Source organism: Limisphaerales bacterium (assembly GCA_014382585.1).
Lineage (GTDB): Bacteria > Verrucomicrobiota > Verrucomicrobiia > Limisphaerales > UBA1100 > JACNJL01.
The window spans coordinates 14,721-39,485 of sequence record JACNJL010000055.1; the positions used below are offsets into that span (position 1 = coordinate 14,721).

23 protein-coding genes are annotated in these 24,765 nt (G+C 56.8%); 4 read left to right on the top strand and 19 right to left on the bottom strand.

Translation table 11 applies throughout. The annotated features are described in order from the left end of the window. Positions 1 to 49 precede the first annotated feature (49 nt). Positions 50 to 439, bottom strand: a complete 390-nt coding sequence (locus H8E27_12240) for a hypothetical protein (GenBank protein MBC8326383.1) — start codon at positions 437 to 439, stop codon at positions 50 to 52. Positions 440 to 820: 381 nt separating this feature from the next. After that, entirely contained in the window at positions 821 to 1,321 is a 501-nt protein-coding gene (locus H8E27_12245; protein ID MBC8326384.1) for a GNAT family N-acetyltransferase, read from the bottom strand. Between the two features lie 90 nt (positions 1,322 to 1,411). Here H8E27_12245 and H8E27_12250 point away from each other — a divergent pair, with 90 nt between their 5' ends. From H8E27_12250 to H8E27_12260, 3 genes are read left to right on the top strand one after another with little or no spacing between them, the layout of a single operon-like run. Next, complete coding sequence (locus H8E27_12250; protein MBC8326385.1) at positions 1,412 to 2,722, top strand: prepilin-type N-terminal cleavage/methylation domain-containing protein; 1,311 nt, start codon at positions 1,412 to 1,414, stop codon at positions 2,720 to 2,722. 58 nt (positions 2,723 to 2,780) lie between these two features. After that, a complete protein-coding gene (locus H8E27_12255; GenBank protein MBC8326386.1) occupies positions 2,781 to 3,740 on the top strand; it encodes an isoaspartyl peptidase/L-asparaginase in 960 nt (319 codons plus the stop codon). After that, a complete protein-coding gene (locus H8E27_12260; protein MBC8326387.1) occupies positions 3,737 to 5,086 on the top strand; it encodes a M20/M25/M40 family metallo-hydrolase in 1,350 nt (449 codons plus the stop codon). The genes H8E27_12255 and H8E27_12260 overlap by 4 nt, the downstream gene beginning before the upstream one ends. A 206-nt stretch (positions 5,087 to 5,292) precedes the next feature. Here the strand turns inward: H8E27_12260 and H8E27_12265 are convergent, their stop codons facing one another. The 14 genes from H8E27_12265 to H8E27_12330 form a co-directional block, all read right to left on the bottom strand. Further along, a complete protein-coding gene (locus H8E27_12265; GenBank protein ID MBC8326388.1) occupies positions 5,293 to 6,513 on the bottom strand; it encodes a leucine-rich repeat domain-containing protein in 1,221 nt (406 codons plus the stop codon). 164 nt (positions 6,514 to 6,677) lie between these two features. Beyond that, entirely contained in the window at positions 6,678 to 7,334 is a 657-nt protein-coding gene (locus H8E27_12270; GenBank protein ID MBC8326389.1) for an SEL1-like repeat protein, read from the bottom strand. Between the two features lie 59 nt (positions 7,335 to 7,393). Next, positions 7,394 to 7,921 (bottom strand): paraquat-inducible protein A, encoded by a 528-nt coding sequence (locus tag H8E27_12275; protein MBC8326390.1) that lies wholly within the window; start codon positions 7,919 to 7,921, stop codon positions 7,394 to 7,396. Between the two features lie 5 nt (positions 7,922 to 7,926). Continuing rightward, on the bottom strand, positions 7,927 to 8,715 hold the full coding sequence (locus H8E27_12280; protein MBC8326391.1) for a hypothetical protein: 789 nt from the start codon (positions 8,713 to 8,715) through the stop codon (positions 7,927 to 7,929). After that, positions 8,628 to 9,254 carry a hypothetical protein gene (locus tag H8E27_12285; protein ID MBC8326392.1) on the bottom strand — a complete coding sequence of 209 codons (627 nt, stop codon included), beginning with the start codon at positions 9,252 to 9,254 and terminating at the stop codon, positions 8,628 to 8,630. Before H8E27_12285 ends, H8E27_12280 begins: the two co-directional genes overlap by 88 nt. A gap of 15 nt (positions 9,255 to 9,269) precedes the next feature. Beyond that, a complete protein-coding gene (locus H8E27_12290; protein MBC8326393.1) occupies positions 9,270 to 9,836 on the bottom strand; it encodes a hypothetical protein in 567 nt (188 codons plus the stop codon). Beyond that, the gene (locus H8E27_12295; protein MBC8326394.1) at positions 9,833 to 10,921 is read right to left on the bottom strand and encodes a hypothetical protein; all 1,089 of its coding nucleotides are present in this window, start codon (positions 10,919 to 10,921) and stop codon (positions 9,833 to 9,835) included. The genes H8E27_12290 and H8E27_12295 overlap by 4 nt, the downstream gene beginning before the upstream one ends. A gap of 52 nt (positions 10,922 to 10,973) precedes the next feature. Then, positions 10,974 to 12,230 (bottom strand): PQQ-binding-like beta-propeller repeat protein, encoded by a 1,257-nt coding sequence (locus H8E27_12300; GenBank protein MBC8326395.1) that lies wholly within the window; start codon positions 12,228 to 12,230, stop codon positions 10,974 to 10,976. 8 nt (positions 12,231 to 12,238) lie between these two features. Beyond that, positions 12,239 to 13,765, bottom strand: coding sequence for a DUF1501 domain-containing protein (locus H8E27_12305; GenBank protein ID MBC8326396.1), 1,527 nt, complete (start codon positions 13,763 to 13,765; stop codon positions 12,239 to 12,241). 34 nt (positions 13,766 to 13,799) lie between these two features. Next, positions 13,800 to 14,177 (bottom strand): four helix bundle protein, encoded by a 378-nt coding sequence (locus H8E27_12310; protein ID MBC8326397.1) that lies wholly within the window; start codon positions 14,175 to 14,177, stop codon positions 13,800 to 13,802. Positions 14,178 to 14,212: 35 nt separating this feature from the next. Continuing rightward, entirely contained in the window at positions 14,213 to 16,459 is a 2,247-nt protein-coding gene (locus H8E27_12315) for a PSD1 domain-containing protein (protein MBC8326398.1), read from the bottom strand. 77 nt (positions 16,460 to 16,536) lie between these two features. Then, entirely contained in the window at positions 16,537 to 17,940 is a 1,404-nt protein-coding gene (locus H8E27_12320) for a DUF1501 domain-containing protein (protein ID MBC8326399.1), read from the bottom strand. Positions 17,941 to 18,075: 135 nt separating this feature from the next. Next, complete coding sequence (locus H8E27_12325) at positions 18,076 to 18,639, bottom strand: hypothetical protein (protein ID MBC8326400.1); 564 nt, start codon at positions 18,637 to 18,639, stop codon at positions 18,076 to 18,078. Further along, positions 18,636 to 19,751 carry a hypothetical protein gene (locus tag H8E27_12330; protein ID MBC8326401.1) on the bottom strand — a complete coding sequence of 372 codons (1,116 nt, stop codon included), beginning with the start codon at positions 19,749 to 19,751 and terminating at the stop codon, positions 18,636 to 18,638. The genes H8E27_12325 and H8E27_12330 overlap by 4 nt, the downstream gene beginning before the upstream one ends. Positions 19,752 to 19,961: 210 nt before the next feature. On the opposite strand from H8E27_12330, the gene H8E27_12335 reads away from it, so the two are divergent. Then, the gene (locus tag H8E27_12335; GenBank protein MBC8326402.1) at positions 19,962 to 22,043 is read left to right on the top strand and encodes a hypothetical protein; all 2,082 of its coding nucleotides are present in this window, start codon (positions 19,962 to 19,964) and stop codon (positions 22,041 to 22,043) included. Between the two features lie 67 nt (positions 22,044 to 22,110). Here H8E27_12335 and H8E27_12340 read toward each other — a convergent pair whose 3' ends face one another. The 3 genes from H8E27_12340 to H8E27_12350 form a co-directional block, all read right to left on the bottom strand. After that, complete coding sequence (locus tag H8E27_12340; protein ID MBC8326403.1) at positions 22,111 to 23,529, bottom strand: sulfatase; 1,419 nt, start codon at positions 23,527 to 23,529, stop codon at positions 22,111 to 22,113. Between the two features lie 3 nt (positions 23,530 to 23,532). Then, a complete protein-coding gene (locus tag H8E27_12345; GenBank protein ID MBC8326404.1) occupies positions 23,533 to 24,561 on the bottom strand; it encodes a sel1 repeat family protein in 1,029 nt (342 codons plus the stop codon). Between the two features lie 40 nt (positions 24,562 to 24,601). Next, the coding region (locus H8E27_12350; protein ID MBC8326405.1) for a hypothetical protein at positions 24,602 to 24,765 on the bottom strand (164 nt) is incomplete at its 5' end.

Genomic DNA, 24,765 nt, shown 5'->3' on the forward strand with positions numbered 1-24,765 from the left:
CAAAAGTGTAGCCCGCAGCCCGCAATTTGTCCTTAAAAATATTCCTGATTTATTCCCTGCCCCGATGCAAAAATGTGGCGCGATAATTATGGTACTGGCGGGACACCGGCTCATGGCGGTCCACCCATTTGCCGGGGCGTTCGAGGGTCGTGCCATTCACCGTGATCCGCTCTCCCGGCTCGTACTCGCGACGTTGCACCCATTCCTGCTCGCGCCGCTCGAATTCACGCGAATGCACCACCAATTCCGCCCCCACTGCGCGCGCCTGCTTCCGTAATTGGCGGGTGCTTACGGAACTGGACGTATTGAATTCAGATTCCCCCAAAATTTCCCACCCGCCATCGGTGTGCAATTTCACCCGCTCCGCGTGCCGCCGCATAAGAGTTTGCTGCACCTCCGGCTCACTAACCATATTGGGTGACTCGGCCGTTGCGGGCACTATGGCTACTGAATTTAGAGGGAAATAATTGTCTTCATAAGGATTACCACCCCAATCCTCAAGCACGTTACAGCCCGTACCCAAAGCGACTCCCACCCATAATAACCAGAATGTTTTCACCATCACAATCCCCGCCCGAACGTGAACGTACTATGCTTACTTTTGAATCAAACAGTACGTAAACGTACCACTTAAAACGCCTTTGTCAACCGTGCGGCTCTTGGTTTATCCACAAGTTATTCACAGAGGAAAAGAAGAAGGCCGCCAACGGGGAGGAGTTTGGGGTATCCCGCTGGCGGCCGAGAGCGGATGGGGGACACCCGCGGGCGAAGTTACTAACAAAGATGCAGCCAGTTGTCAACAACTAGTCCCGCCCGGAGGTTATTCAACTGTTTCAGCCAGTTTTTTAAGCGGTTCTCCGTTTATTCGGAAACAGCGCCATTCGCTGATAGGCGTTGCGCCGAGGGTTTCGTAAAAGTTCGAGGCGGATTGATTCCAATCCAACGCCACCCATTCGAAACGCGGGCAGTTGCGTTCCACGGCAATGTTAGCCAAATGCACCATCAGTTGTTGACCGATGCCGTGGCGGCGAAATTCCGGTTTTACAAACAGATCCTCCAGATACAAACCGGCCCGACCGGTAAAGGTTGAAAAGTTATGAAAATACACCGCGAAGGCCGCCGGCTCGCCGCCCCATTCGGCAATGAGCGCTTCCACGGCGGCGCGGCGGTCTTCACCAAAAAGCGACTCGTGCACACTCGATTCGGTGGCCACCACTTCATCGAGCAGTTTTTCGTACTCGGCAATGGCGCGGATAAACTCAAGCAGCAACGGCACATCCGCCGCCGTGGCGGGGCGGATTAATAGGTTGGCATCAGGCATAAACGGCACTTTCGCGAAGACCAATGCAGATGTCAATGACCGCACTTTTACTCTTGGCCACAGCGTGAGATGGCGTTTCAATGCCCACATATGGAAGGCATCCCCTCACCTCCACGGCGCGGCTTTACCTTGATTGAGCTGCTGGTGGTGATTGCGATCGTCGGAGTGCTGGCGGCACTACTGCTGCCGGTGCTTGGGCGCGCAAAGGCAAAAGCCCGGCGCGTTCAGTGCGTGAGTCAACTCGGGCAACTGGCGACTGCTTTGATTGCTTTTGCAAACGAACACGGAAACCGCCTGCCATGGCAATTCACGCCCTCCACCCAACGGGAATTTTTTGGGCCTCAACGTGATGACTTCGTCGGCCATCCGGCCGCCATCTTCTCGCTGCCTCCACTGCGGGCCGGGCTGGGTTCGGCTGAACTTTTGTGGTCGCCCTGCGATGCCGATCGCGAAGCCGCCAACCAAGCCGCCCGCGCCGACTGGTCCCAATACGATCCAACCATTGGCCGCATCCTGCCACACAAGGCAATCAGCTACGTGCTCATCCACGGCGCGGATATTGGCCGCCCCACCACCGTGTTGGCCAGCACCCGCAATCTATCCACCTGCGATCTCGCCACGGCGCACTGGAGCGGCGCAGATGAAAAACACCCACCGCCTGAAGCGATGAGCGGCCTTAACAAAAGTCAGGGCCAACTCGTGGCGGCCGATGGTTCTGCGCGCCAATCGGATGATGCCGACCTTGGCACTTCCGGAAAAACCGTGCTGGCTCATCGCGAATCAGCCGGTGGGGTCACCTTGGGCCGGGCGGCCACCGGTGTGCTCGGCTGCTGCGCTACGCCTTCCCCCGTGGTCGGCGCGACTATTCCCAACCTCTTTCCCAAGATAGCGGAAAACGGGAAAGGAACGCGGTACGTTTTTATTCTCGATTGCTCCGGCAGCATGCGCATTGACAAACGCTTGCAACTCGCCAAACAAGCGCTGTACCGCACGCTCCAAAAACTGGGTCCGAAAAAAGAATTTTTCATCTATTTCTACCACAGCGCAAGCATGCCGATGGACGGCGAGCCCTTGTCAGCCACCCCGGAAAATATCGCGCGCATCAAGTCATGGGTCAACGCCATCCCCGCCGCCGGTGGCACCGATCCGCGCGGCGCGTTGCGCGAAGCCTTTGGCGAGAAAAAACCCGACACCATTTGGCTGATGACCGACGGCATTTTCAAAGTGGGCAACGATACCCCCGTCCGGCGATTGATTGCCGACCTGAACCCAGACAAATCCGTACGCGTGAACACCGTTGGCTTCGGGCGCAAACCCGAGGATGTCGACAAATCCCTCGTCCCCATCGCCACCGAAAACGACGGCAGCTTTGAATTCATCAACTCCCATCCGGGCAAATAACCCACCCAAACTTTTTGTAATGCACAAAATACTCCCCGCCATCCTCATGGCGCTCACAATGACGACTGAATCCGCAAACCCAGGCCATCTCGTTGCCATCGTCATCCACGGCGGTGCCGGCCGAATGGACAAGGCGAAGCTCACGCCCGCACGTCAAAAGAATTACCATGCCACCCTCGAGGCTTCCCTGCGCGCCGGCCACGCCATCCTCAAACGCGGCGGCAGCTCGCTCGACGCCGTGCAGGCGGCCATTATGGTGATGGAAGATTCGCCCCTCTTTAATGCCGGCAAAGGGTCGGTCTTCACCAGCGCCGGTCGCAATGAACTCGATGCCTCGCTGATGGATGGCCGCACCCTTGAGGCCGGCGCGGTCGGCGGCGTGACCACGTTGAAAAATCCCATCCTCGCCGCGCGTGCGGTGATGGATCACACCCCGCACGTGCTGCTCACCAACGAAGGCGCTGAAGCCTTCGCCAAATCCAGAGGATTGGAATGGGTGAATTCCAAATACTTTCACACCGATCAACGTTGGCGACAATTCCAGGAATGGAAAAGGAAAAAGGACAAAAGCAAACAAACCTTTCTCGATGAAAAACACGCCGACTACTTCGGCACCGTCGGCTGTGTGGCGCTCGATGCCAAAGGCAACCTTGCCGCCGGCACCTCCACCGGCGGACTCACCGGCAAACAATTCGGGCGCATCGGCGACTCACCCATCATTGGCGCCGGCACATATGCGAACAACCAAACCTGCGGCATCTCCTGCACCGGCCACGGCGAATTTTTCATCCGCTACGCCGTCGCGCACGACATCTCCGCTCACATGGAATACAAACAATCCACCCTCGCCCAAGCCGCGCGCGAGGTCGTTCAGGTAAAACTCAAAAAAGCCAAAGGCAGCGGCGGCGTCATCGGCATTGATGCCAAAGGCAACATCGTGATGGAATTCAATACCCCCGCCATGAACCGCGGCAGCATTGACATCAACGGCAAATTGACGACTGGAATTTTCAAATGAAACTGCGCCTCCTCTTACTCCTCGCTATACCCTTCACCACAGGGGCGGCGGAAATTTCCAAAAAATATCAAGCCACGGCTGATCGGCTGATTCATTCGGCGACGAATAGTGGGTTTGCGTTTCAGCGACTGGCGACGATGTGCGATTCATTTGGGCCGCGCTTGAGCGGGTCACCGAATTTGGAGAAGGCGATTGATTGGTGTTTGGCGGAGATGAAAAAGGATGGGTTTGTCAATGTGCACGGGGAGGATGTGATGGTGCCGCATTGGGTGCGCGGGAAGGAATCGGCGGAGTTGGTTTCGCCGCGCCGACGGGTACTGCCGATGTTGGGTTTGGGGGGAAGTGTGGGCACACCGAGGGAAGGCATCACGGCAGAAGTTTTGGTGGTGGATAGTTTTGCGGATCTCAAAGCAAAGGCGGCGCAGGCGAAAGGGAAGATGGTGCTGTTTAATGTGCCGTTTACAAATTATCGAGAGACGGTGATTGTGCGGAGCATCGGGGCGATTGAGGCGGCGAAGGTCGGCGCCGTAGCCAGCTTGATTCGGTCGGTGGGGCCGTTTTCAATGCAAACGCCGCACACGGGCAATATGCGCTACGATGACAAAGTGAAACGTATTCCGCACGCGGCGCTTTCGATGGAGGATGCGCTGATGCTGGCGCGGATGCATTCGCGCGGGGAAACGATTCGCGTGCGATTGAAAATGGAGGCACGGACGCTGCCGCCAGTGAAGTCGCGCAATGTGATTGCAGAAATTCGCGGAAGCGAGAAGCCGGATGAAATTGTAATCGTCAGCGGCCACATCGATTCGTGGGACGTGGGCCAAGGTGCGATGGATGACGGCGGTGGTTGTCTGGCAGCGTGGGAGGCGGCGCGGTTGGTTATGAAAAGCGGCCTCAAACCAAGGCGTACCATTCGCGTGGTGTTGTGGACGAATGAGGAAAACGGCCTCGGCGGCGCGAAGGAATACGCGCGGCGACACGCGAAGGAGTTGAAAAATCATGTGCTTGCGATTGAATCAGACAGCGGCGTTTTCAAGCCAACCGGCTACGGCTTCCTCGGTAGCGGTGAGGGGATGAAAGTCATCCAACAAATCGGCGGGCTTTTAAAGCCGCTGGGCGCGGGCGAAATCAAGAAAGGCTGCCGAGGCGCGGACGTGATGAGGCTCATTGTGGGCGGCGTGCCGGTGATGCATTTGGAGGTGGACCGCGAGCGTTACTTTTGGTTTCACCACACCCACGCGGACACCATCGACAAGTTGGATCAAAACGAATTCAACCGCTGCGTGGCCTCGCTGGCGGTGATGACGTTTTTGGCGGCAGACTTGCCCGGCGGCGTGCCCCGTTAATTTTTTGGGGCGGGAACTGTTCAACTGTTCTACTCACCAAAAAGCAGCCGCCGAGATTGTCCCGACGGCTGCTACCCAACGCGCTATTATGTGAGCTGGCGGTCTGCGCGACACACCAGCAACGGGAAGCCTAGCAGGAGTTTGCTCCGCTTGCCTACTGTAAGAATGAGTTTTGTTTATAGTAGGGTCCGGCGGTGCAGAGAGGGTTAGAAATCAATTCGGCAGTTGGGAAGGGCTATGCGGAGCGCCTCCACTTCGCTGCGCGGAATGGGGTTTCCGCCGAGGCTGATCAGGTCCAATTGCCCGAGGCCGGCGAGCGCGGTGACGCGGGTAATACGGTTGCGTTCAAGATATAAAATCTTGATGTCCTTGAGTTTCGACAAGGGAGATAAGTCGCTGATCACATTGTCGTTCAGGTTCAAAAACTCAAGCGCATGGAGATTTTCCAACGGGCGAATATCTGAAATTTCATTTTTTGAAAAATCCAGCGACTCTATCCGCAATAGTTTACCCATGGGTTCGAGAATGCGGATCTGATTTCCACTCGCATCCAACTTACGCAACTCCTTTAAGCGCGCTATGGGGGCGATTGAGGTGAACCGGTTGTTGCGAATGATCAGGTCATTGAGCGTGCTGATGCGGCCGAGGGGTTCAAGATCGGCCACGCGATTATCGCCTAAATCAAGCCGGCGCAATTGTGGTAACCTCGCCAATGGGGAGACATCTTCGATCCGGTTGAATCGCAGATAAATCACTTCCAACTTGGTGAGCGATTCAAGGGGTTCAAGATGTTCCACGTGGTTGTTGTTGAGGATGAGCAAATGCAACCCGCGGAGTTGACTTACGGGCTTGAGATCGCTCACCAAACTTTGGGCAAGATCAATTCGGTCCAGCTGCAACAACTCGGTTTTGGTGATGTCCCCTTCGGGTTTCCTAAGTTCCTCGCGCAACTTGATCTCAAACTGAGCATTGGAAAACTTAACCCGTTCGACCGGATCGCCCTCGGCCACTCCCGATTCACCACCCCATCGCGAATGCGATTCGCTGCGCACTTCCACCAATTCATAAATCCCGTATTCACGACTATAAATGAGACGCATGGTGTAGTTAAAAAACACCCCGGGCCAAATATAATCATCCACCATATCACCCTCCCGGCTCCGCGGTTCAGAGGCATCGGGTTCGCGCTTCATCAATGCGTGAACCTCGTCACGATTCACGTCCGGCCCTTGTAACAGGAAAAAGAAATCGTTTGCCTTGGCCTCACACTCACGCCGCGCCTGAAGATCAATCCAGAAACCCACACCCACCAATAGCAACACCCCCGTCAACCCGATACGAAACGCCAGCAGTACTCGGCCTCTTTTAGGCGATTCAACTTCGGGCTCAGCCTCAAGCTTGTGAATGTCCGCGTCGAATTTGCTCATCAGATCTGATAGAATGAACGATTAAACTATCGCCACCGAATCCCAATCCCCGTCCACACCGTGGCTATTGCGCAACACCGGTTCATCCCCGAAATTACCCAACCCGATGAATGGGTGCAATCACGATATGCCGGTTCATCGAAAAGGCTCGGCATAGAGTTTCACTAACAACTTCGGGCCAGCAAATACAAGACGACTCCCACCCCAAAAACCGCATCCAAATTAAAGCCCGGTTCTTTTGATTTTGCTTCTCCGGAATTTGTTTCCTCAACCGGCAGCCGGGGTTCCGGTTTTTTCCCAAACCACCGCATCAGTCGCGATTCGGTGTTCCCAGTTCCGCCCATTGCCCCCTCGAAGTTTACCGGTTGACCCACGGTTGAACGTCCGGGCGAACTCGATTGTTTGTGGGACCAACCGCAAATCCAGCACCGTAAATCACCATCCCAATCCTGCAACGGACCGTGGCCGTTGGGGCAATTCCCTTGCCCCGCCGAATCAGACTTGGATTCTTTGGCTTGCCGGAGGGGTTTGGTCTTGATCACTGGAGGCAGTGCTACCTCCGCGACAGCCCCCACCTTTGCTTTTGTAGCGGCACGGGGCGTTTCCAATTTGCCTGGGTTTTTTTTCGACCCACCCAGAGTCGCCAGAATTCGGGCGGCATCCTCGTGACCCTGTTCTGCCGCACGCTCAAACCAATGTCGGGCTTGCTCCAGATTCTGTTCCGTTCGATCGCCGGTCTGGTAAATGACCGCCAATCGATATTGGATTTTAACTTCATTTAACTCCTCGGCGCGGAAAATAAGATTGTCCAGAATTCGCATGAGGAAAAATTCTTAATTTTTTTGATCACCCCGCCGGCAAGGCCGGTGAATGCCAAAGGTTAATCTTCCGTGCCCTCCGAGGCAACGGAATTGCGCCCGCCGCTGATATACAGTGAAATGTAAATACTCAACAACACCGAAGCACAAAAGGCCGCCGCGCCCCACTCAACGGCCACACGTGAACCGCCGGGCAAACCCTTGACAGCCACCACCAGCACCGCCAGCACAAATACATCCAACATCGACCATTTACCGAGTTGATTCACCCAGCGTACCGAGCCGCCGATGTTCAAACCCGCCGCCAGCCGGGCGGAGGCCATGTAGTACACCCCCAGTTTCCAAATCGGGAACACCACAGAAAAGAGCAGCACCATCACGCCGATAAACACACTGCCCTCGTCAAACATGGAACGGATGCCTTGGAGAATGGAATAAGTGGTGGGCACGGTGAGTTCGGGGTTAATCAGCCGTACGAGCGGGGTGAACTCGCCAAAGCCGGGGTGCAGCGTCATGCAGGGTGCAAACAACCCAAGCCCAAGCAGTCCCGCCGCCACCGCAAGGCATCCCTGAAGTTGCCGCGGGTTCATAACGGTCAGCGCAGGGCCTCCACGAGCTTTTCCACCGGCTGCGCGCTGTCCACTACGCGCAAGACAAAACGCTTGAGCCCGCCGCGCCCGGCCGCCATCTGCGCGCGATCGCGCGTGGGTTTGCCTTCGGCATCAATGAAATACGGGTTGTCGCCCGGCTCGAGATCGGCCAGCGGAATGGCGCAACCGCCGGCGAAGTCGTCCCGCACCGGATCGTCATCATACGCCCGAATGACCAATTCGCCCTTGGGTTCCACTGAAATTAACGCTGCTTTAATCAGATTGCGTGGCGAAAACCGCTGCCCTTCGCTGGAAAGCACCTTGCGTAATTCGACCACGCTCACATTCGTGCCCAAGCCAAACCACTTGCCGATGAGCGCATTTTTCACCACATCATTTTCCGTGTGATACACCGTCTTGCCGTGCCAGTTCAGCTGATAAAATAAATCCGGCGCGGAACTTCCCGCGTCCCAACTATCGCCCCCCTCCTTCATCGGATGAAACTCCATCAACGTCACCAGCACATAATAATCCTTCCCCACCACCACCTTCCGCGAAGGCGCGCGCGAAGCCTCTTCCGTCTCCTTGTCGCCCCACAAAAACACCGCCCCCACCGCCAACACAATCAACAACGGCACCATATAATAAAAAGGCGCAGGAGTCGGTCGCGTTTCTGTGGGTTTGCTTTCGGCCATGGCGAGGGGGTTTACGGCTTCGGCTTCAGGGCCACGTTGCCGCGGATCTCGCGCAACGTGTTCCAGATCGCCTTGTCGCGTGGCTTCGGTGAGGCGCACACAAACAGATATTGATGCGGCGAACCGACAAATTTCAAGGTCTGCAGTTCAAAGTGCAGCGTCTGAAACTTGCGCGTGGCAAAGGGCTCGATCCAGTTCACCGTGGCCGTGAAGGACGCCACGTCGAACGACCCTTTCGGTTTCTTCTCAAAATGCTTCATCTTGCGCACGTTCACCGAGAACTTGCTGGTGTCCAACTTCGGGTTACCCAACCGCGCCTTGGAGAGGCCGGCGTAATAGGTAAACAATTCCTTCTGCAACACTTCAGACGTCAGCACGGGTTTGGCTTCCACGGCGAAGAGAAAGACGTACGTGAAAAAATCCGGCTGATCCGCCTTGAACATCCCCGGCGAGAAGAGAATTTCCTCAATACCCTTCAGGCCCAGATCCGGGGCAAACCCTTTCGGTGGGAGCGCAATGCGTTCGCCAAACCATTTTGGCGTGGGTTTCTTGATGACAAACTGCTGCTGCGCCAACGGCTGAGCCGCGGACAATGATACTCCGGCCAATGCCAGAACAAGAAGGATGGTTTTTTTCATGAGTTTAATTTGTGTTTACGAGTTTAAAGCGGGTTGTTCCATTCGGCAGTATTTTCGAAATAAACGCAAGGCACGATCAAAACTACAGTGGGGATAGCGTTCCAGAATGTGGTTCATATCCAAATAGCTCGATCCGTATTCGGCACAATACGATTCCAGAGCGGCTTGGGTAAATTCGATCCGCTCCGCTTTCAAATGACGCGCCAGTTTTTCACGGTTCACATCCGTCCGCCACAGTTGAGTCGACCACCCGATTCGTAGCGGGGCAAACCATGCAGGGTGTAAGTGCGCGGCTAACAAGACTTGATTGCCGCGCATCAATAACCGGATCAATTTGTACAATTCACGGGGACGGATCAGATCATCCACCACCACCAATCCGTTTTCCACTGCCGGCACCGTCCAATCCAATCCGCCTCCGATCACCCGCTCGATGGGCCGATTTTGAAAATCAGGATGATGTTGGATCAACCATTGGATCGCCGTCGATTTCCCGGAACCACTCACCCCAGTAAAGACCGCCAATCGCGTCGACCGGAATGAGGCCGTTTTCAACTCAAGAAAATCATCAAAGCCGGTCATGTGATAAAAAAATCGGTGACCTCAATTGAATCGATCGGCCCTTTTAATTCGTGGTCGATGAATTCGTCGTGGAGCAACTGGACCTCCCAATAAACCGCCAGCCCGTGTGTTTTCGATATTTCCAACGGCGGATACAACGCCTTAAACATCGGCCCAAAATCCACCTCCCCGGGAAAATGATTCCCGATCTCCTGACGCTTCGGAATGTGACCCACTCGTTCACTATAAAGGATAATCGGGCGAACCGGCTCCTCAAAGCTCACCGTGCGTCGGTTAGACCCGGAGCCTCGGATATATTGCCCCATCTCCATGTTACAAGCCACCACCCGCAAAGTCATATTCTTGAGATCAATTTCCGATTTCCCTGAAACCAGTTGTGAAATTGGCAGACAGGTACCCCGCGTGATGGCGGGAATCGGCCGAAGCGATACGTTGATGTACGATCTAAAAAGAGAGTTTTTCTGCCACACCCAAAGGCAAACCATTAAAATAAAGAGGAAAATAATGAAAACCACTACACCTACAATCGAGTCATCAGAATCATCAGAGCCAAGTTCCCAAATCAGCCAGCTCCCGCCAAGCCATCCAAGGGCACACAAGAGAGACATCAGGATGAAGCCCATTTTCCTTCCGGATGATAAAGCATCAAAATTTTTGCCGAATTGAACTGTATCAAAAGGATCAATCACTTCTGTGGCATCACCGCCACGGCTACCAGACCGCGCGTCCACCAACTTGAATTGCGTCGTCCGGCTCACCTGAGAATCCTTTAAGATCCACGCATCATCCACTTTGAGATTCGCACGCAACACGATGGATGCATGGGTTCCTTCATAGGTGAAGCATTCAAACGAATCGGTTGGAATCTCAAGTTCATATTCCGTGCGATCCACAACGAACTTGTCGGTGTACAGATTCGTCTCATCATTGACCGGACTTGAATCATGCACCTCACTGGCCAGATCGAGAGAGAACTCGGCCTTTTTCCCCATCATCTTGGGGTCGGTGATTTTGAGGATGACGGTAAAATAATTCGGCCGAAAAGAAACATCCGGCCGAATTGATAGATGTAGATGGTCCGACACGTTGATTAATTAAATCATATAACGGTGGCGCTACACAACCCAACAACCCGTATTATTTTCCCCCAATCGCATACAACGCCTCGTGGGTGCGCAGGTAAATGCGGCCGTTGCTGGGGGCCGGGGAGGCGGTGAGCCCTCCGGCGAGTTTGTTCTTGGCCAGCACCTTGAATTCCCGACCGGCCTGCAGCACGGTCACCATGCCGTCCCGCGAGGTAATATAGATCTTCCCATCCCCGGCCACCGGCGAGGCGCGGTAGGTTTGGCGATGAGGCGACTCGGAATAGAGTTGCTCGCCGCTCTTGGCATCGAGGCACGTCACCGTGCCGTTTTCACGGCAGAGATACACGAGGTTGTTGTAAATCACCGGGGAAGGCACATCCGGCGTGCCGCGGTCAATGCGCCAGACCTCTCCCTTGCCGCCTTTGCCGATGAAGCCCTTGGCACCCGTCACACTGATGGCGGCCACGCCGCGATTCTTCGCCGAGGGAATGACCACTAAACCCTTATGCGCCACCGGCGAGGCCACAAAACGCAACGTCCGATTGTAGCTATCTTTGGGATTCAGATCGCCCACCCGCCAGAGTTCTTTGCCGTCCATCGGATCATGCCCGATAGCGTAGTCGTTGCCATGCGTCACGATCTGAAATGTAGCCCCGTACGCCACCGCCGTCGGGGAGGCGTAGGAATGCTCACATTCGGCCACACCGTCACTCTTGCGTTCCACCTTCCACACTTCCTTGCCGGTAAAGGTATCAATACTCACCAGCAACGCCGCGTTGGAATGGATCAGCTGCAAATACAACCGACCCTGAAACAACAGCGGCGTGGAGTGAAAGCCGAAGCCCAGCCGGAATTTCCCGTAGCGTTCCTGCGCATTGAAACTCCAAGCCGGCGTCCCGTCATATTTCGTGGCCGCCACATCGCCGTTGCCGGTCATGGTGTAAATGTGCCGTGAATTTGCGCTTGGCGTAGGCGAGGCCAGCGTGCGTTCGCCCGAACCCGTTCCCTTGCCAGTCCCCACCGGCGTACGCCACAGTTCCTTGCCCTTGAGGTCCACCGCGATCAAGTACACCTGCTTGTCAATCTCCGCCATGGTAAACACCTTGCCGGCAAACACAATCGGCGTGGCGGAACTGGAGCCCTTGATCGGCAGTTTCCAGAGCACATTTTTGTCCTCGGCCCATTCGGTCGGGAGATTTTTCTCCACGCTTACGCCATCATGACGCGGCCCGCGCCAGTGCGGCCAATCGACCGCGGCGACTTGGAAGACAACAGTAAACAGCAATGAAGTAACGAGTAGGTTTTTCATATTCAAAATTAAGCGATGATGTCTTTCACCACATGTCCGTGCACATCGGTCAATCGAAAGTCGCGGCCCTGATAACGATAGGTCAATCGACGATGATCAATGCCGAGCTGGTGCAGGATGGTGGCGTTCAGGTCGTGGATGTGCATGGTACCGGGGGTCCACTTGTGTTTGTCCGGCTGCGGCTTGAGCTGATTGCCGTCGGCATCGGCGATGTTGTAGCCGTAATCGTCGGTGCGTCCGTAGGTGATGCCCGGCTTGATGCCGCCGCCAGCCATCCAGATGCTGAAACAGCGCGGGTGATGATCACGCCCGTAATTATCCTTGCCCAAGCGCCCTTGACAATACGGCGTGCGGCCGAACTCCCCGCCCCACACCACGAGCGTGTCGTCGAGCATGCCGCGTTGGCGGAGATCCTTGATGAGACCGGCGCTCCCCTGATCAATGTCCTTACATTGGTTGCCATGCTCGCCAGCGAGGTTGCCGTGGGCGTCCCAACCGCGATGGAAAATCTGAATGTTCCGCACCCCGCGCTCGGCCAATCGCCGCGCGTTCAAGCAGCAGGCCGCAAAGGTGCCCGGCGTGCGGGCGTCTTCGCCATAGAGCTTGAAGGTGCTGTCCGGTTCCTTGCTCAGATCCATCAGCTCCGGCACGCTGCTTTGCATCCGGTACGCCATCTCGTGCTGTTGAATGCGCTCCAACGCGCCGGGATCGGACAACCGCTCGCCTTGTGCTCGGTTCAACGCCGCCAAGGTGTCCAGCTGCGCCCGGCGATCTTCGCGTGAGACGCCGGCAGGATTGTTCAGGTACAGCACCGGATCCCCTTCACTGCGCAACAGCACGCCCTGATGTTGTGAGGACATAAAGCCCGAACCCCATAGGCGTCCGAACAAGCTTTGCTCCGGGTGCTTGGTCCGCGCGTGCATCACGAGGTAGTTCGGCAAATTTTCATTGGCACTGCCCAGCCCGTAGCTCAACCAAGCGCCGAGGCTGGGTCGGCCGGGGATTTGGCTGCCGGACTGGATGTAGGTGATCGCCGGATCATGATTGATCGCCTCGGTAAACGCCGTGTGCACCACGCACAACTCCTTGGCCACCGTCGCCGTGTGCGGCAGCAGTTCGCTCACATGCACGCCGTCCGCGTTGTTGGCCTGTTTGGTAAATTTATATTTTGTCGGACACACCGGCAGTGTCTTTTGCCGCGAAGTCATGCCGGTGATGCGCTGGCCATCGCGCACTTCCTTCGGCAAATCCTTGCCGTACATCGCCTGCATCTTCGGCTTGTAATCCCACAGATCAAGATGACTCGGACCGCCGCTCATGAAGAGATAAATCACCCGCTTCGCCTTGGCCACATGATGCAGTCCCCCATTCAGCTTGGCGTTCCCTTTGCCGGCTCCGAACATGTCCGGCCCCATCAACCCGGCCATCGCCGCCGTGCCCAATCCCAGCGCCGAGCGCCCGAACATTTGCCGACGCGTCATCATCAGTTGCGATTCGCGTTCGAATTTCTTAATCGAATTTTCAATCGTACTCATACCTCGTACTCCTACTCGTAATCGATTTCCCTCTTCACTTGTCAAACTTATCAACCAATTTCGTCAACATCGAAACAATGCGAACCAGCAGAATCTTTCCCTCTGCCACACGCTCCCCCGTCAAGGCCCGCTTGGAGACCATTACATCAAGGCACCCCGCGCACTCGGTTGCCGAGCCCCGGGCGTCATCAAAAAACCGGGCGCGTTGCTTCGTCGCGCGACGGCCGTTGCCCTCGGCGATGTTAAGCACGATGGAGGTGCTGGCGCGGTCAACTTGGTCGATGACCTCGCGGACACGCACATCTTTGCTTTCCTTCAATTCCGGAAATACATCCGTCAACCATGCGACGAATTTCAGGGCCAACTGGTAGACCTCCAGTTTTTCGTGTGAGAATTGTGGGTTTGAGGTCATTCGATTACGAGTAGGAGTAGGAAGTACGAGTACGATTAATACACCCACATCGCCACGTCACTGGCCAGCACCGTGATGACCACCTGCGCCCAGGCGGCGTGGTCGGCGGCGTTTAGTTTTTCATCGCGCGGCGAATCGCCGATCGACAGAAACGCTTTCGCGTCCTCCGCGTTGGCCGCGTAGCGGGTCTTTAATTTCCGGAACAATCCCATGCACGCCGCGCGTTCCGCGGCGTTGGGCGCGCGACTGGCCACCAACTCGAAGAGCCGGTTTAGTCGACCCGCATCATCGGCGGCCTCCTGCATCAATCGCTGTCCAAACTGCCGACCCATCTCCACGCGCTGGCGTTCGTTCAACAACGCGAGACTTTGCGTCGGCGTGCTGGTGCGGGAACGCTGCACACAACTGCTTTCGCGACTGGGCGCGTCAAAGAGCGTCATCATCGGGTGCGGGCTGGTGCGTTTCCAGTAGACGTACAAACTGCGCCGGTACTGGCGGGCGTCCTTGTCCGACACATAACTCTTGGTGTTGCTGGCCGGATGCATCAGAGCTTTCCAGAGGCCACTCGGCTGGTACGGCTTTACGCCTTCGCCGCCCATAGTGTCATCGAGCAATCCGCTTGCCCACAGGGCCACATCGCGCAGGGCCTCGGCGTCCAGTCGATGCGCCGGCCCACGCGCCCACAGGCGGTTTTCCGGGTCCTTCACCGGCGGCCGATGCGCAGAGCTTTGCTTGAACGTGCGACTGGTCACCATCAGCTTAAGCATGCCTTTAAGATCCCACTTGCGATCCTGCAAATCCACCGCCAACCAATCGAGCAGCTCCGGATGCGTCGGCTGTTCGCCCTGCAATCCGAAATCCGCCGGCGTACGCACCAGCCCCTGACCGAAGGTGCGCTGCCAAATGCGGTTGACCAACACGCGCGAGACCAGCGGATGGCCGCGCGCGGTCAGCCATTGCGCCAAGCCGAGCCGGTTGCGCGGAGCGTCCTCGGGCAGCACCCCCATCACCGCAAACACATCCGGCTGCAGCGGTTCGCCCTTCGGCAGATTGTATTCCCCGCGATCCAGCAGCTGGGTCACCCGCGGCTTGGGCAAATCCCGCGCAACGAGCGTGGGTTTGAAGGTCTTTTTGAATTCCTCCAACTCCTTGGCCGCCGCGTCGCCTTGTTTCACCAGCGCCTCCCAGCGATCCCACGCCGCCACATCGGCCGGTGCCTTGACGGTGGGCCCGTACTCGTACCGGTTGCCGTCCATCGACGGCTCGGCGGTGCTGTTGAAGAACGCCATCATCTGGTAATATTCCACCTGCGGAATCGGATCGTACTTGTGCGTGTGACAGCGCGCGCACACGAGGCTCATCCCCAGCAGCGACGTGCCCAGCGTTTCCACGCGGTCAAAATTATTCTTCGCCTGAAACTCCGCCGGAATGGCGCCGCCCTCAGCCGTGGTGGGGTTCATGCGCACAAACCCAGTCGCCACCTGCTGCTCCAGCGTTGGCTCGGGCAAGAGATCGCCGGCCAGTTGCCAGATAAGAAATTCATCGAGCGGTTGATTACGGTTAAAGGCGCGCACCACCCAATCGCGGTAGGGATAAATGCCGCGCTTGTTGTCCAAATGCAGCCCGTGCGTGTCGCCGTAGCGCACGGCGTCCAGCCAGTACCGCGCCTGATGCTCGCCATACCGCGGACTGACCAACAAGGCATCCACCAACCGCTCGTACGCAGCCGGTTTTTTGTCGGCCAAAAACTGTTTCAACAATGCCGGCTCCGGCGGCAGGCCGGTCAGCACCAAGGCCGCTCGTCGCGCCAATGTGGTCTTGTCCGCTTCCGGAGCGAAGCCGATGTCCTTGGCTTTTAATTGCCGCTCCACCAGGCCGTCGATGGCGTTTCCCTTCCAAGTGGGCCGCATTTTTTTCGGCGGCACAAAGGCCCAGTGCTTGGCGTACTGACCGCCTTCCTTCACCCATTGCGTGAGCAACGCGCGCTCGGCGGAGGTGAGCTGTTTCTCCGCGTCCTTGGGCGGCATTGGCTCCTCGGCATCGTGCAGGCGCACCAGAATCTCGCTTTCGCCAAGTTGCTTGGGATTGATGGCGGAATAGCCTCCGAGATCGCGCGTGGCGCCGGCAAACGAATCGAGCCGCACGAGGTCCTTCTTTTTGGTGTCCGGCCCGTGGCACACGAAACATTTATTGGAAAGGATGGGCAGGATCTCGCGCGAAAAATCCACCGCGAACAACTGGCACGCACAAATCAATGCAGCCAATAAAGAAACGCGTTTCATAGGGAAATCGTATCAGCCGAACTTTGAATTTCCAGCCTTATTCGCTATGCGTTTGACGCTCAATGACTGATGCGTTGTTACCCGAACAATTTCAACACCGGTTTGCCGGGGGTGATGGGGCGGGTGATGCCGGTGTTGTTTTGCGGCTCGTTGAGGGGGATGTCCAGCGCGTGGTAAATGGTGGCGGCGAGTTCTTCGGGGCGCACGGGATCGCTGGTGACGGTCGAGCCGGTCTTGTCGGACTTGCCGTACACGTGGCCGCCGGCAATGCCGCAACCGGCAATGATGGAGGAAAAACATTTCGGCCAATGCTGGCGGCCCGGGGGTTGTTGGGTGAGCACTTTTGGCGTGCGACCAAATTCACCGGTCACCACCACCAACGTGTTATCCATCATCCCGCGCTCTTTGAGATCCGTAAACAATCCGGCCAGCGCCTGATCCAGGCGCGGCAGGCAGAAGCCCATTCCGTAGGAGCCATTCCCGAAGGCGTTGCCCATCCCCATATTGCCACCGTGCATATCCCAACTGCTACTGGGCGGGCCTCGCCGATCGCTCGGGGCTTGGCCAACCCAGCCGTTCACGGTCACAAAGCGCACGCCCGCTTCCACCATACGGCGGGCCAGTAAAAGATTTTGGCCGAGCGGATGCATCCCGTAACGCTCGCGCACTTTTAACGGCTCGCGTTTGAGATCAAACGCCTCGCGCCCTTCCGGTCGCGTCATCGCGTCGTACGCTTTCTCGCGCAGATCGCTCCAGTCGGCGCCCTTGGCGTCTTTATCCAGCGCGTTACTCTCGATGCTGCCGAGAAGCTTGCGGCGTTGGGCGAGACGATCCGCATCGCCGAGATCATAAATTTTCGGCGCCGCAAAATTCGGCATCGCCGGATGATTATTCGCCGAACCCACAAATACCGGCGCATATGCCGAGCCGAGGTAACCGCCCAGCGCAAGATTCGGTGCACAAAAAACCGGGCGACCCACGCATTTAATCAGCCAAGCGTTGGAGACAATATTACGCTTGCTCGGTTTGTGCTTCGCCACGAACGAGCCGAGGTACGGCTGATCATCCGGCACCCCTTGCTGCACGCGCTTGGCCGATTGGCCGCTCAACAAATTATGCATCGCATCAAAGTGATTGCTGATCGCGCCCGGATGCGTCATCGAATTGATGAGTGTAAACTGGTCGGTAAGCTTCGCCAGCCGCGTGTGCATTTCGTTGAGACGCATCCCCGGCACTTTGGTGGAGATCGGCTGGTACGGCCCGCGATATGCCTCCGGCGCGTTGGGTTTCATATCCCAAGTATCCACGTGGCTCGGGCCGCCGCACAACAACACGAAGATGCACCTCTTCTCCGCCGACACCGCGTTGCCCGATTTATCGAGTTTATCGCTGCCCATCACCGAGCCGGGCATCCCCATGCTGGCAACGCCCAAGCCGCCCGCAACGAGGGCCTGTCGACGGTTCATTTCAAATTCGCTCATTGTGTTTTGACGCTAAAAATTCCCACTTATTCGCCAAGGCACACCACCTCGCCCGCCTTGGTGCTAAGGCACAGCTTGCCGCTCGCGATGGCGAGGCCGTCCCACATCGGCGGCGGCACGGTGCCCTTGGCGCGGTCAGACCGAGCGTGTGGGTTGCATCCGGCAATGGCGGCGGAAGCGGGCTAGGGCTTGGTCGAAACTGCGGTCGGGATAGCGCCCGAGGATGAGGTTCATGTCGAAATAGCTCGCGGCATATTCGTCGCAGAAGGAGTCGATGGCCTCGCGCGTGTAGGGGATGGCGCGGGCGTCCAGGTGGCGCATGAGTTTTTCGCGGCTGGTGTCGGTGCGGAAGAGCCGCAGGCGCCAGCGCAGTCGCAACGGCTGGAACCATGCCCGATGCGGATGAGCCGCCGCCAGCACGGTGTTGCCGCGCGCCAGCAGCTGCGCCAGCCTCGGTAATTCGCGGGCGTGGACGATGTCATCAACGACTACGAGCCCATTGTGTTGCGCGGGCAATGTCCATTGGCCGCGGCGGCCTGCCACGTGGGTCACCGGTCGGCCGGCATAGGCGGGATGATGGGCGAGCAGCCAGCCGATGGCGGTGGATTTGCCCGAGCCGCTCACGCCGTTGAAGACGACCAGCCGAACGCCTTCCAGATCGGCATCGCGCAGGTTCAGGTAATCGTCAAACTCCGTCATGCCGCCAAAAAATCCTCGTAGCGGAACAGATCCACCGGGCACACCAGTTCCTGGTCCACAAATTCTTTATGGATCAATTGCACCTCCCAATAGATTTCCAACCCGTGGCGGGAGGAGATGGTGTTGGGCGGATACAGCGCCGCGAACATGGGCTCAAACGCAATTTCGTCGTCGAAAAAACTCGAGACCGGCTGGCCGGCGGGGATGAGGCTCACCTTTTTTTCAAACAACTTCACCGCGCGCACCGGCTCCTCGAAGCTGACTGTGCGCTCCTGCGTGCCATGCCCTTCGCGGTACTGCCCCTTCTCCATGTTGCAAGCCACCACGCGCAGGATGATGTTCTCCAAGTCCACCCGCGACTTGCCCTCGATGAGTTCCGACACACGCAGGCGTGTGGAGCGGTTGATGCTGGGCAGCCTGCGGAGTTGTAAAGTCATATACTTTCCCAACTGGCGCTGCATGGCCCACCACATCACCACCGCAATCACCACGTCGACCGCCAGCGCGGCCAGAATCGGAGGCCCGCCTTCATCATCCGAGCCATCGAAGTGATAGATAATCGTATTGCTTTGGGACGCTCCCTGATCATGGATCCCCACGAGTGTGTTCGCGCCAAGGACGACCACGCCGATGACGACGATGAGGAGGGTTTGGATTTGGCTAAACCACGGCACCGCCTTCAGGTTCTTGACGAACTCGAACGCGTCATCCGGATCGATCATCCGGCTGGCATTGCCCTTGACCCGAGGTTTGTTGCCCGCCAGCTGGAGCACCACCGACTGCTCCACCTTGGTATCGAAAACCCATGCATCATCCACCACCAACTTGGCCGACACCACGATGGAAATATTCTGCCCAGAGTAGGTGTATGTGCGATGCTGGCCGATCGGAATTTTCTGCTTATGCCCGGAGCCGCTTACTCGGAATGACGTGCCAAAGAGTTCCTTCGAACCGTTCACCGGCCTCACCTCCGAGACACGGCACGTCGCCACCAGTTGCAACTTCGCCTCCTTGCCCTGCATTTTGGGATCGCGAAACGCTATGTCCACCCACACATGATCCGGATCCCTGCCGACATCGTAAGTGACCTTTAAACTTGCTCCATCCGCCATCCCGTTCTCCCGTCTTCCCAGACGTTTGCAGCCCTCCATGAGCTGAACAGGAAATACACAACATTTAATCCCGTGACAAGTTACAAAAACTCACGAATTTTGGAGCGGGCAAGGCTTCAGGAATGATTCCTGCCATGAACTCCAGCGGCCAGCCAGCGGTGGATTTCCTGTTGAAGAAACCTGCGCCAGACGCTTTCATCAAGGCGCACCATGAAAACACTTCATTCGCTCCTTGCCGTTCTTTTGTTTGCCTGTCTTTCCCCCACCTCCCAAGCCGCCCTGCGGGCCGGGGCGCACACGGCGGATGCCACGCCAACGGTTTTACCGGTGCATGTGAATGGCGGAATGCGGCAGCGGGAATTGGGCGAAGTGGGCAGCCGCATCAAAGTACGGGCAATTGTGCTGGCCGACGGCACGACGACGCTGGCCATCGTCGTCGTGGATAGTTGCATGATGACGCGCGACTTCCTCGATGACGCCAAGAAAGCGGCGAGCGAGCGCACCGGCATCCGCGCCGACCGGATGTTCATCAGCGCCACACACACGCACAGCGCTCCCGCCAGCATGGGCTGCCTCGGCACGGACGCGGATCCGCGCTATCCGCTGTTGCTGCGGCGGAAAATCATGGAGGCCATCGTTGGCGCGCAAAAAAATCTCGAGCCGGCGCAGGTGGGCGCGACGGTGTTTGATGCGAATGAATTTACCGCGCTGCGCCGCTGGGTGCTCCGCCCCGATCGCGTGCGCATGGATCCCTTTGGCAATCCCACCGTGCGCGCGACGATGCATGCGGGCAATAACTGGGACGATGTCACCGGTGAAAGCGGCCCGGAAGATCCGGATTTTTCGCTGATCAGTTTTCAATCGCTTCAAGGCCGGCCGATTGCGGTGCTCAGTAATTTTTCGATGCATTACTTCAGTGGCGTGAAAGGGCTGAACGCCGATTATTTTGGGATGTTTAACGATCGTCTGGAGCTGGCCCTCACGCTGCCGCAAAACGAATCGCTGCATCCGCCTTTTGTCAGCGCGTTGGGACACGGCTGCAGCGGTGACATTTGGCGGCGCGATTATACCAAACGGCCGCTGGATAATCCGAAGATCGAGGACTACACCGATGCGCTGGTGAAGAAGACGCTCGCTGCCTATCAGAAAATCAAATACGACCGCACGGCCACGCTGGCTATGGCGCAGACGGATCTGCCGCTGAAGTTTCGCGCGCCGGACGCGCAACTGCTCGAGTGGGCACGCGGCATCGTCGCCCAGACCGAGGGCCTGCCCAAAACACAGCCGGAGATTTATGCGCGCGAACAAATCTTCCTGCACGAACGCCCCGAGGCCACGCTTTGCCTGCAAGCCATTCGCATCGGCGACATCGGCCTCACGGGCATTCCCAACGAGGTTTATGCCCTGACCGGGCTCAAGCAAAAGGCTGTGAGTCCGCTGAAGACGACCATCACTTTCGATCTTGCCAACGGCTCCGAAGGCTACATCCCCCCGCCCGAACAACATGCGCTCGGCGGTTACAACACCTGGGCCGCGCGCACCGCCGGTCTCGAGTCCAGCGCCGAACCGCGCATCGCCGAGGCGTGCATTCAGTTGCTCGAGAAAGTGGCCGGCAAACCGCGCCGCACACCCGTCACTCCGAGAGGCCCCGCCGCCGAGACGATCGCCCAACTCAAGCCCGCCGCGTGGTGGCGCCTTGATGAATTCAATGGCCCGCGTGCGGCGGATGAAATGAACCGGCACGACGGCATTTACGAAACGCAAGTGGCCTACCAACTTGCCGGTCCCCATTCGGAAAAATTCACGCCCGGCCAAATCAACCGCGCCGCCCATTTCGTTGGCCAACGCATGCAGGCCCGCCTGCCCAAGCTGGGCACCAGCTACAGTGTCTCGCTGTGGTTCTGGAACGGCATGCCCAATGATTCGCGCGCCGTGCTTGGTTGGATGTTCAGCCGCGGCCGCAATCACGCCCTCGGCACCGGCGACTCCCTCGGCCTCAACGCCAAGGGCCACCTCATTTTTCGTAGCGGCCAAAAAACCCACACCGGCAAAGCCCCCGCCACCCGCTGGCAATGGCACCACGCCGTTCTCGTCCGCGATGGCGACCTCGTCCGCGCGTACCTCGACGGCAAACTCCAAATCGAAGCGAAGGCAGCGGCGTTGCTCCCAGTGGAGACAATCTTCCTCGGCGGCCGCCATGACAACGAGTCCAACTGGGAAGGCCGGCTGGACGAAGCAGCCGTGTTTGACCGGGCGTTGACTGCGGCTGAAGTACGGACGCTAACTAATTAACCACAGAGGCCCAGAGAAACCTTTTTCAGAAAAATCTCGGTGTTCTCTGTGCCTCTGTGGTGAAAAATCAATCCCGCACCGGCCCGGGGTGATTGATCTTGGTGGCACCGCGTTCGGTGCCCGGCTGAGTCCCGTGTTTCCAGCCCTTGAACCGTTTGCCATCGGGGGTTTGCCGGTTGGGCGTGGGATTTTTGGGAACGGTGTCGCCGGTATCTTCAGCCCAGCGATCAAGGAGTTGGGTGAGTTGGCTGATCTCCGCCGCGTATTTCTTATCGGCGGCGAGGTTACGCAATTGATGAGGATCCTTGCTCAGATCGTATAGCTCCAGCGCGGGGCGAGGTTTCAGGAAAATATCGAGCTGGTTTTTGTTGAGCTTGCCCGCGGCGTGCATCTTCCAGAGTTCGGCCCCGGCGGGATGGCTGGGGTCGCCTTCCATGCAGAGGTTTTGGAGATGCGGATAAGCGTTGCGGATGAGCACCCAATCCTTCCAACGCACCATGCGTTCGTGGGCCTGATAGACATGCCAGTTGTGCTCGGCAAACACGTAATCGCGCACGGTGGCCTTGGGGTTCTCAAGAATGGGCGCGAAGCTCACACCTTGAATGCGTTTGTCTTTCTTAGCACCGGCCAGATCGAGAATGGTCGCGCTGATGTCGATGCTGCTAATCAGCGACTGCGTCTCGGCGGGCGCGATGGTGCCGGGACGCGCAATGAGGAACGGCGTGCGAATACCGCTGTCGTACAGACGCGTTTTGCTGCGCGGAAACGGTCGGCCATTGTCGGTCATGTAAATAATGTAGGTGTCCTTTTCGATGCCCTGCCGTTTCAGCTCGGCGCGCAGTTGGCCCATGTAATAATCCGTGCGGCTCACCTCATGCATGTACTCGGCGAGATCCTTGCGCGTCACTGGGCCGTCGTAGAGATACGGTGGCACCTCGATGTCCTCGGGCTTGTAGAGCGGCGCCTTGTCGTTGAGCGCCCAACCGCGGTGAGCATCGCTGGAAGCGAACCAGAAAAAGAACGGTTGATCCTTCGGCCGCTCCTGCAACATTGGCACCCAGTCCGCCGACTTGCTCGGACCTTTGCCACCGGACACCTTATCGAACCCACGATTCACCGCCTTGCCCATATGATGTTTGCCCGAGAGCGCCGTGTAATATCCAGCCGCCTGCAATGCCTCGGGAAACACCGGCTGATCAGCCGGCATGGACGTGTGCAGCTCCGATGCCCCGGTGTTATGCGGATACCGCCCAGTGATCAAACTGCACCGACTCGGCGAACAACTGCTGATGCTCAAGTACGCCCCATGAAACAACATCCCTTCCTTCGCCATCCGATCGAGGTGCGGCGTCTTCGCCACCTTGCTCCCGTAACAGCCAAGGTCATCCCAGGAAATATCGTCGGTGATAAAGAGAATAAAATTGGGCTTATCCGCTGCTTGAGCAGGAAAAAAGGCGGCCACTAAAAGAGATAAAATTAGTTTCATACTTCAATTTGAATTTTTTTTGATATTAGCCAGTTGCTCCTTAGCAGGTTCAAAGCCATTTTCCGCGGCTACATTAAGCCATCTTACCGCTTCTCTGTCATTTTCCTTAACCCCAATACCTTTCGAATACATTGATGCTAATTGGTACTGTGCGACCGGAAGATTATGTTCTGCAGCAGAAGAAATATAATCAAATGCAGTTTTATAATCTTTTTGAACCCCTTGAGCGGTGAGGTACATAACTCCAAGTGAATAGTACGCAAAGGGTAAGTTTTGCTCTGCAGCTTTACGCCACCATTTGGCTGCTTCCTGAAAGTTTTGCTCCACACCATGGCCTTTGGCAAACATCCCTCCCAAGGTGTATTGAGCCATAGGAGAGCCTTGATCTGCCGCCTTACGATACCATTTAATTGCTTGTTCGTAATCTTGCTCTACTCCTTGGCCTCTTGCATACGCCATTCCAAGGGCGGTTTGCGCTCTATGATTGCCTTTTTCAGATGCCTTTCGGTACCATTTAAAAGCTTCTTTGTAATCCTGCTCCACGCCCCCCGCTTCAGTGTAAATTGCTCCCAAAGATACTTGAGCTTCCGAATCTCCGGCCTCCGCAAGCTTTCGAAGCCCAACTTTTGATGCTTCAAATAAGTCACTCAACTCATTCTCATATTTTGGTGTCCAAATTCCTTTTTTCAATTGCAATGCTAATTGAAATTGAGCTTTAGGATTTTTTTGTTCAGCAGATTTTCGCATCCAAATTATGAACTCACCGAAATCCTTCTCAACACCACGACCCTCACCATACATTTTTGCCAGTTGAAATTGGGCCTCTGCATCTCCCGACTCCGCCATGGTTTTAATTTCATTAAATTCCTCTTTAAGATTTTCAGCCAACTTCTTGGCCTTCATTTTTAATGGAGGGGTTTTTTGCTCTAAAACAAGTGCAGACGAAGGACTATCCTGCTCAGATTGCCTCTTCCCACATCCCAAAAATACAAGGCAACCCATACAAAACAAGTATGTGCATATAGTTTTCATTTTACTTATTCTCTTAATCAGGCGTTTCAACTCATTGAAATCATTCCTCAATGATTCGCCCCTGATTGATCTTCTCCAGGGCTGAGGAGGAATGCTTTGGTTTATACGGGTACCAGTCCGGGGCGCCGAACCAGTCGTACATGACGGCACGGAATTTTTCGATTTTCTCGGGGGGCTCTTTTTTCCAGCCCATGTCGCCGGTCT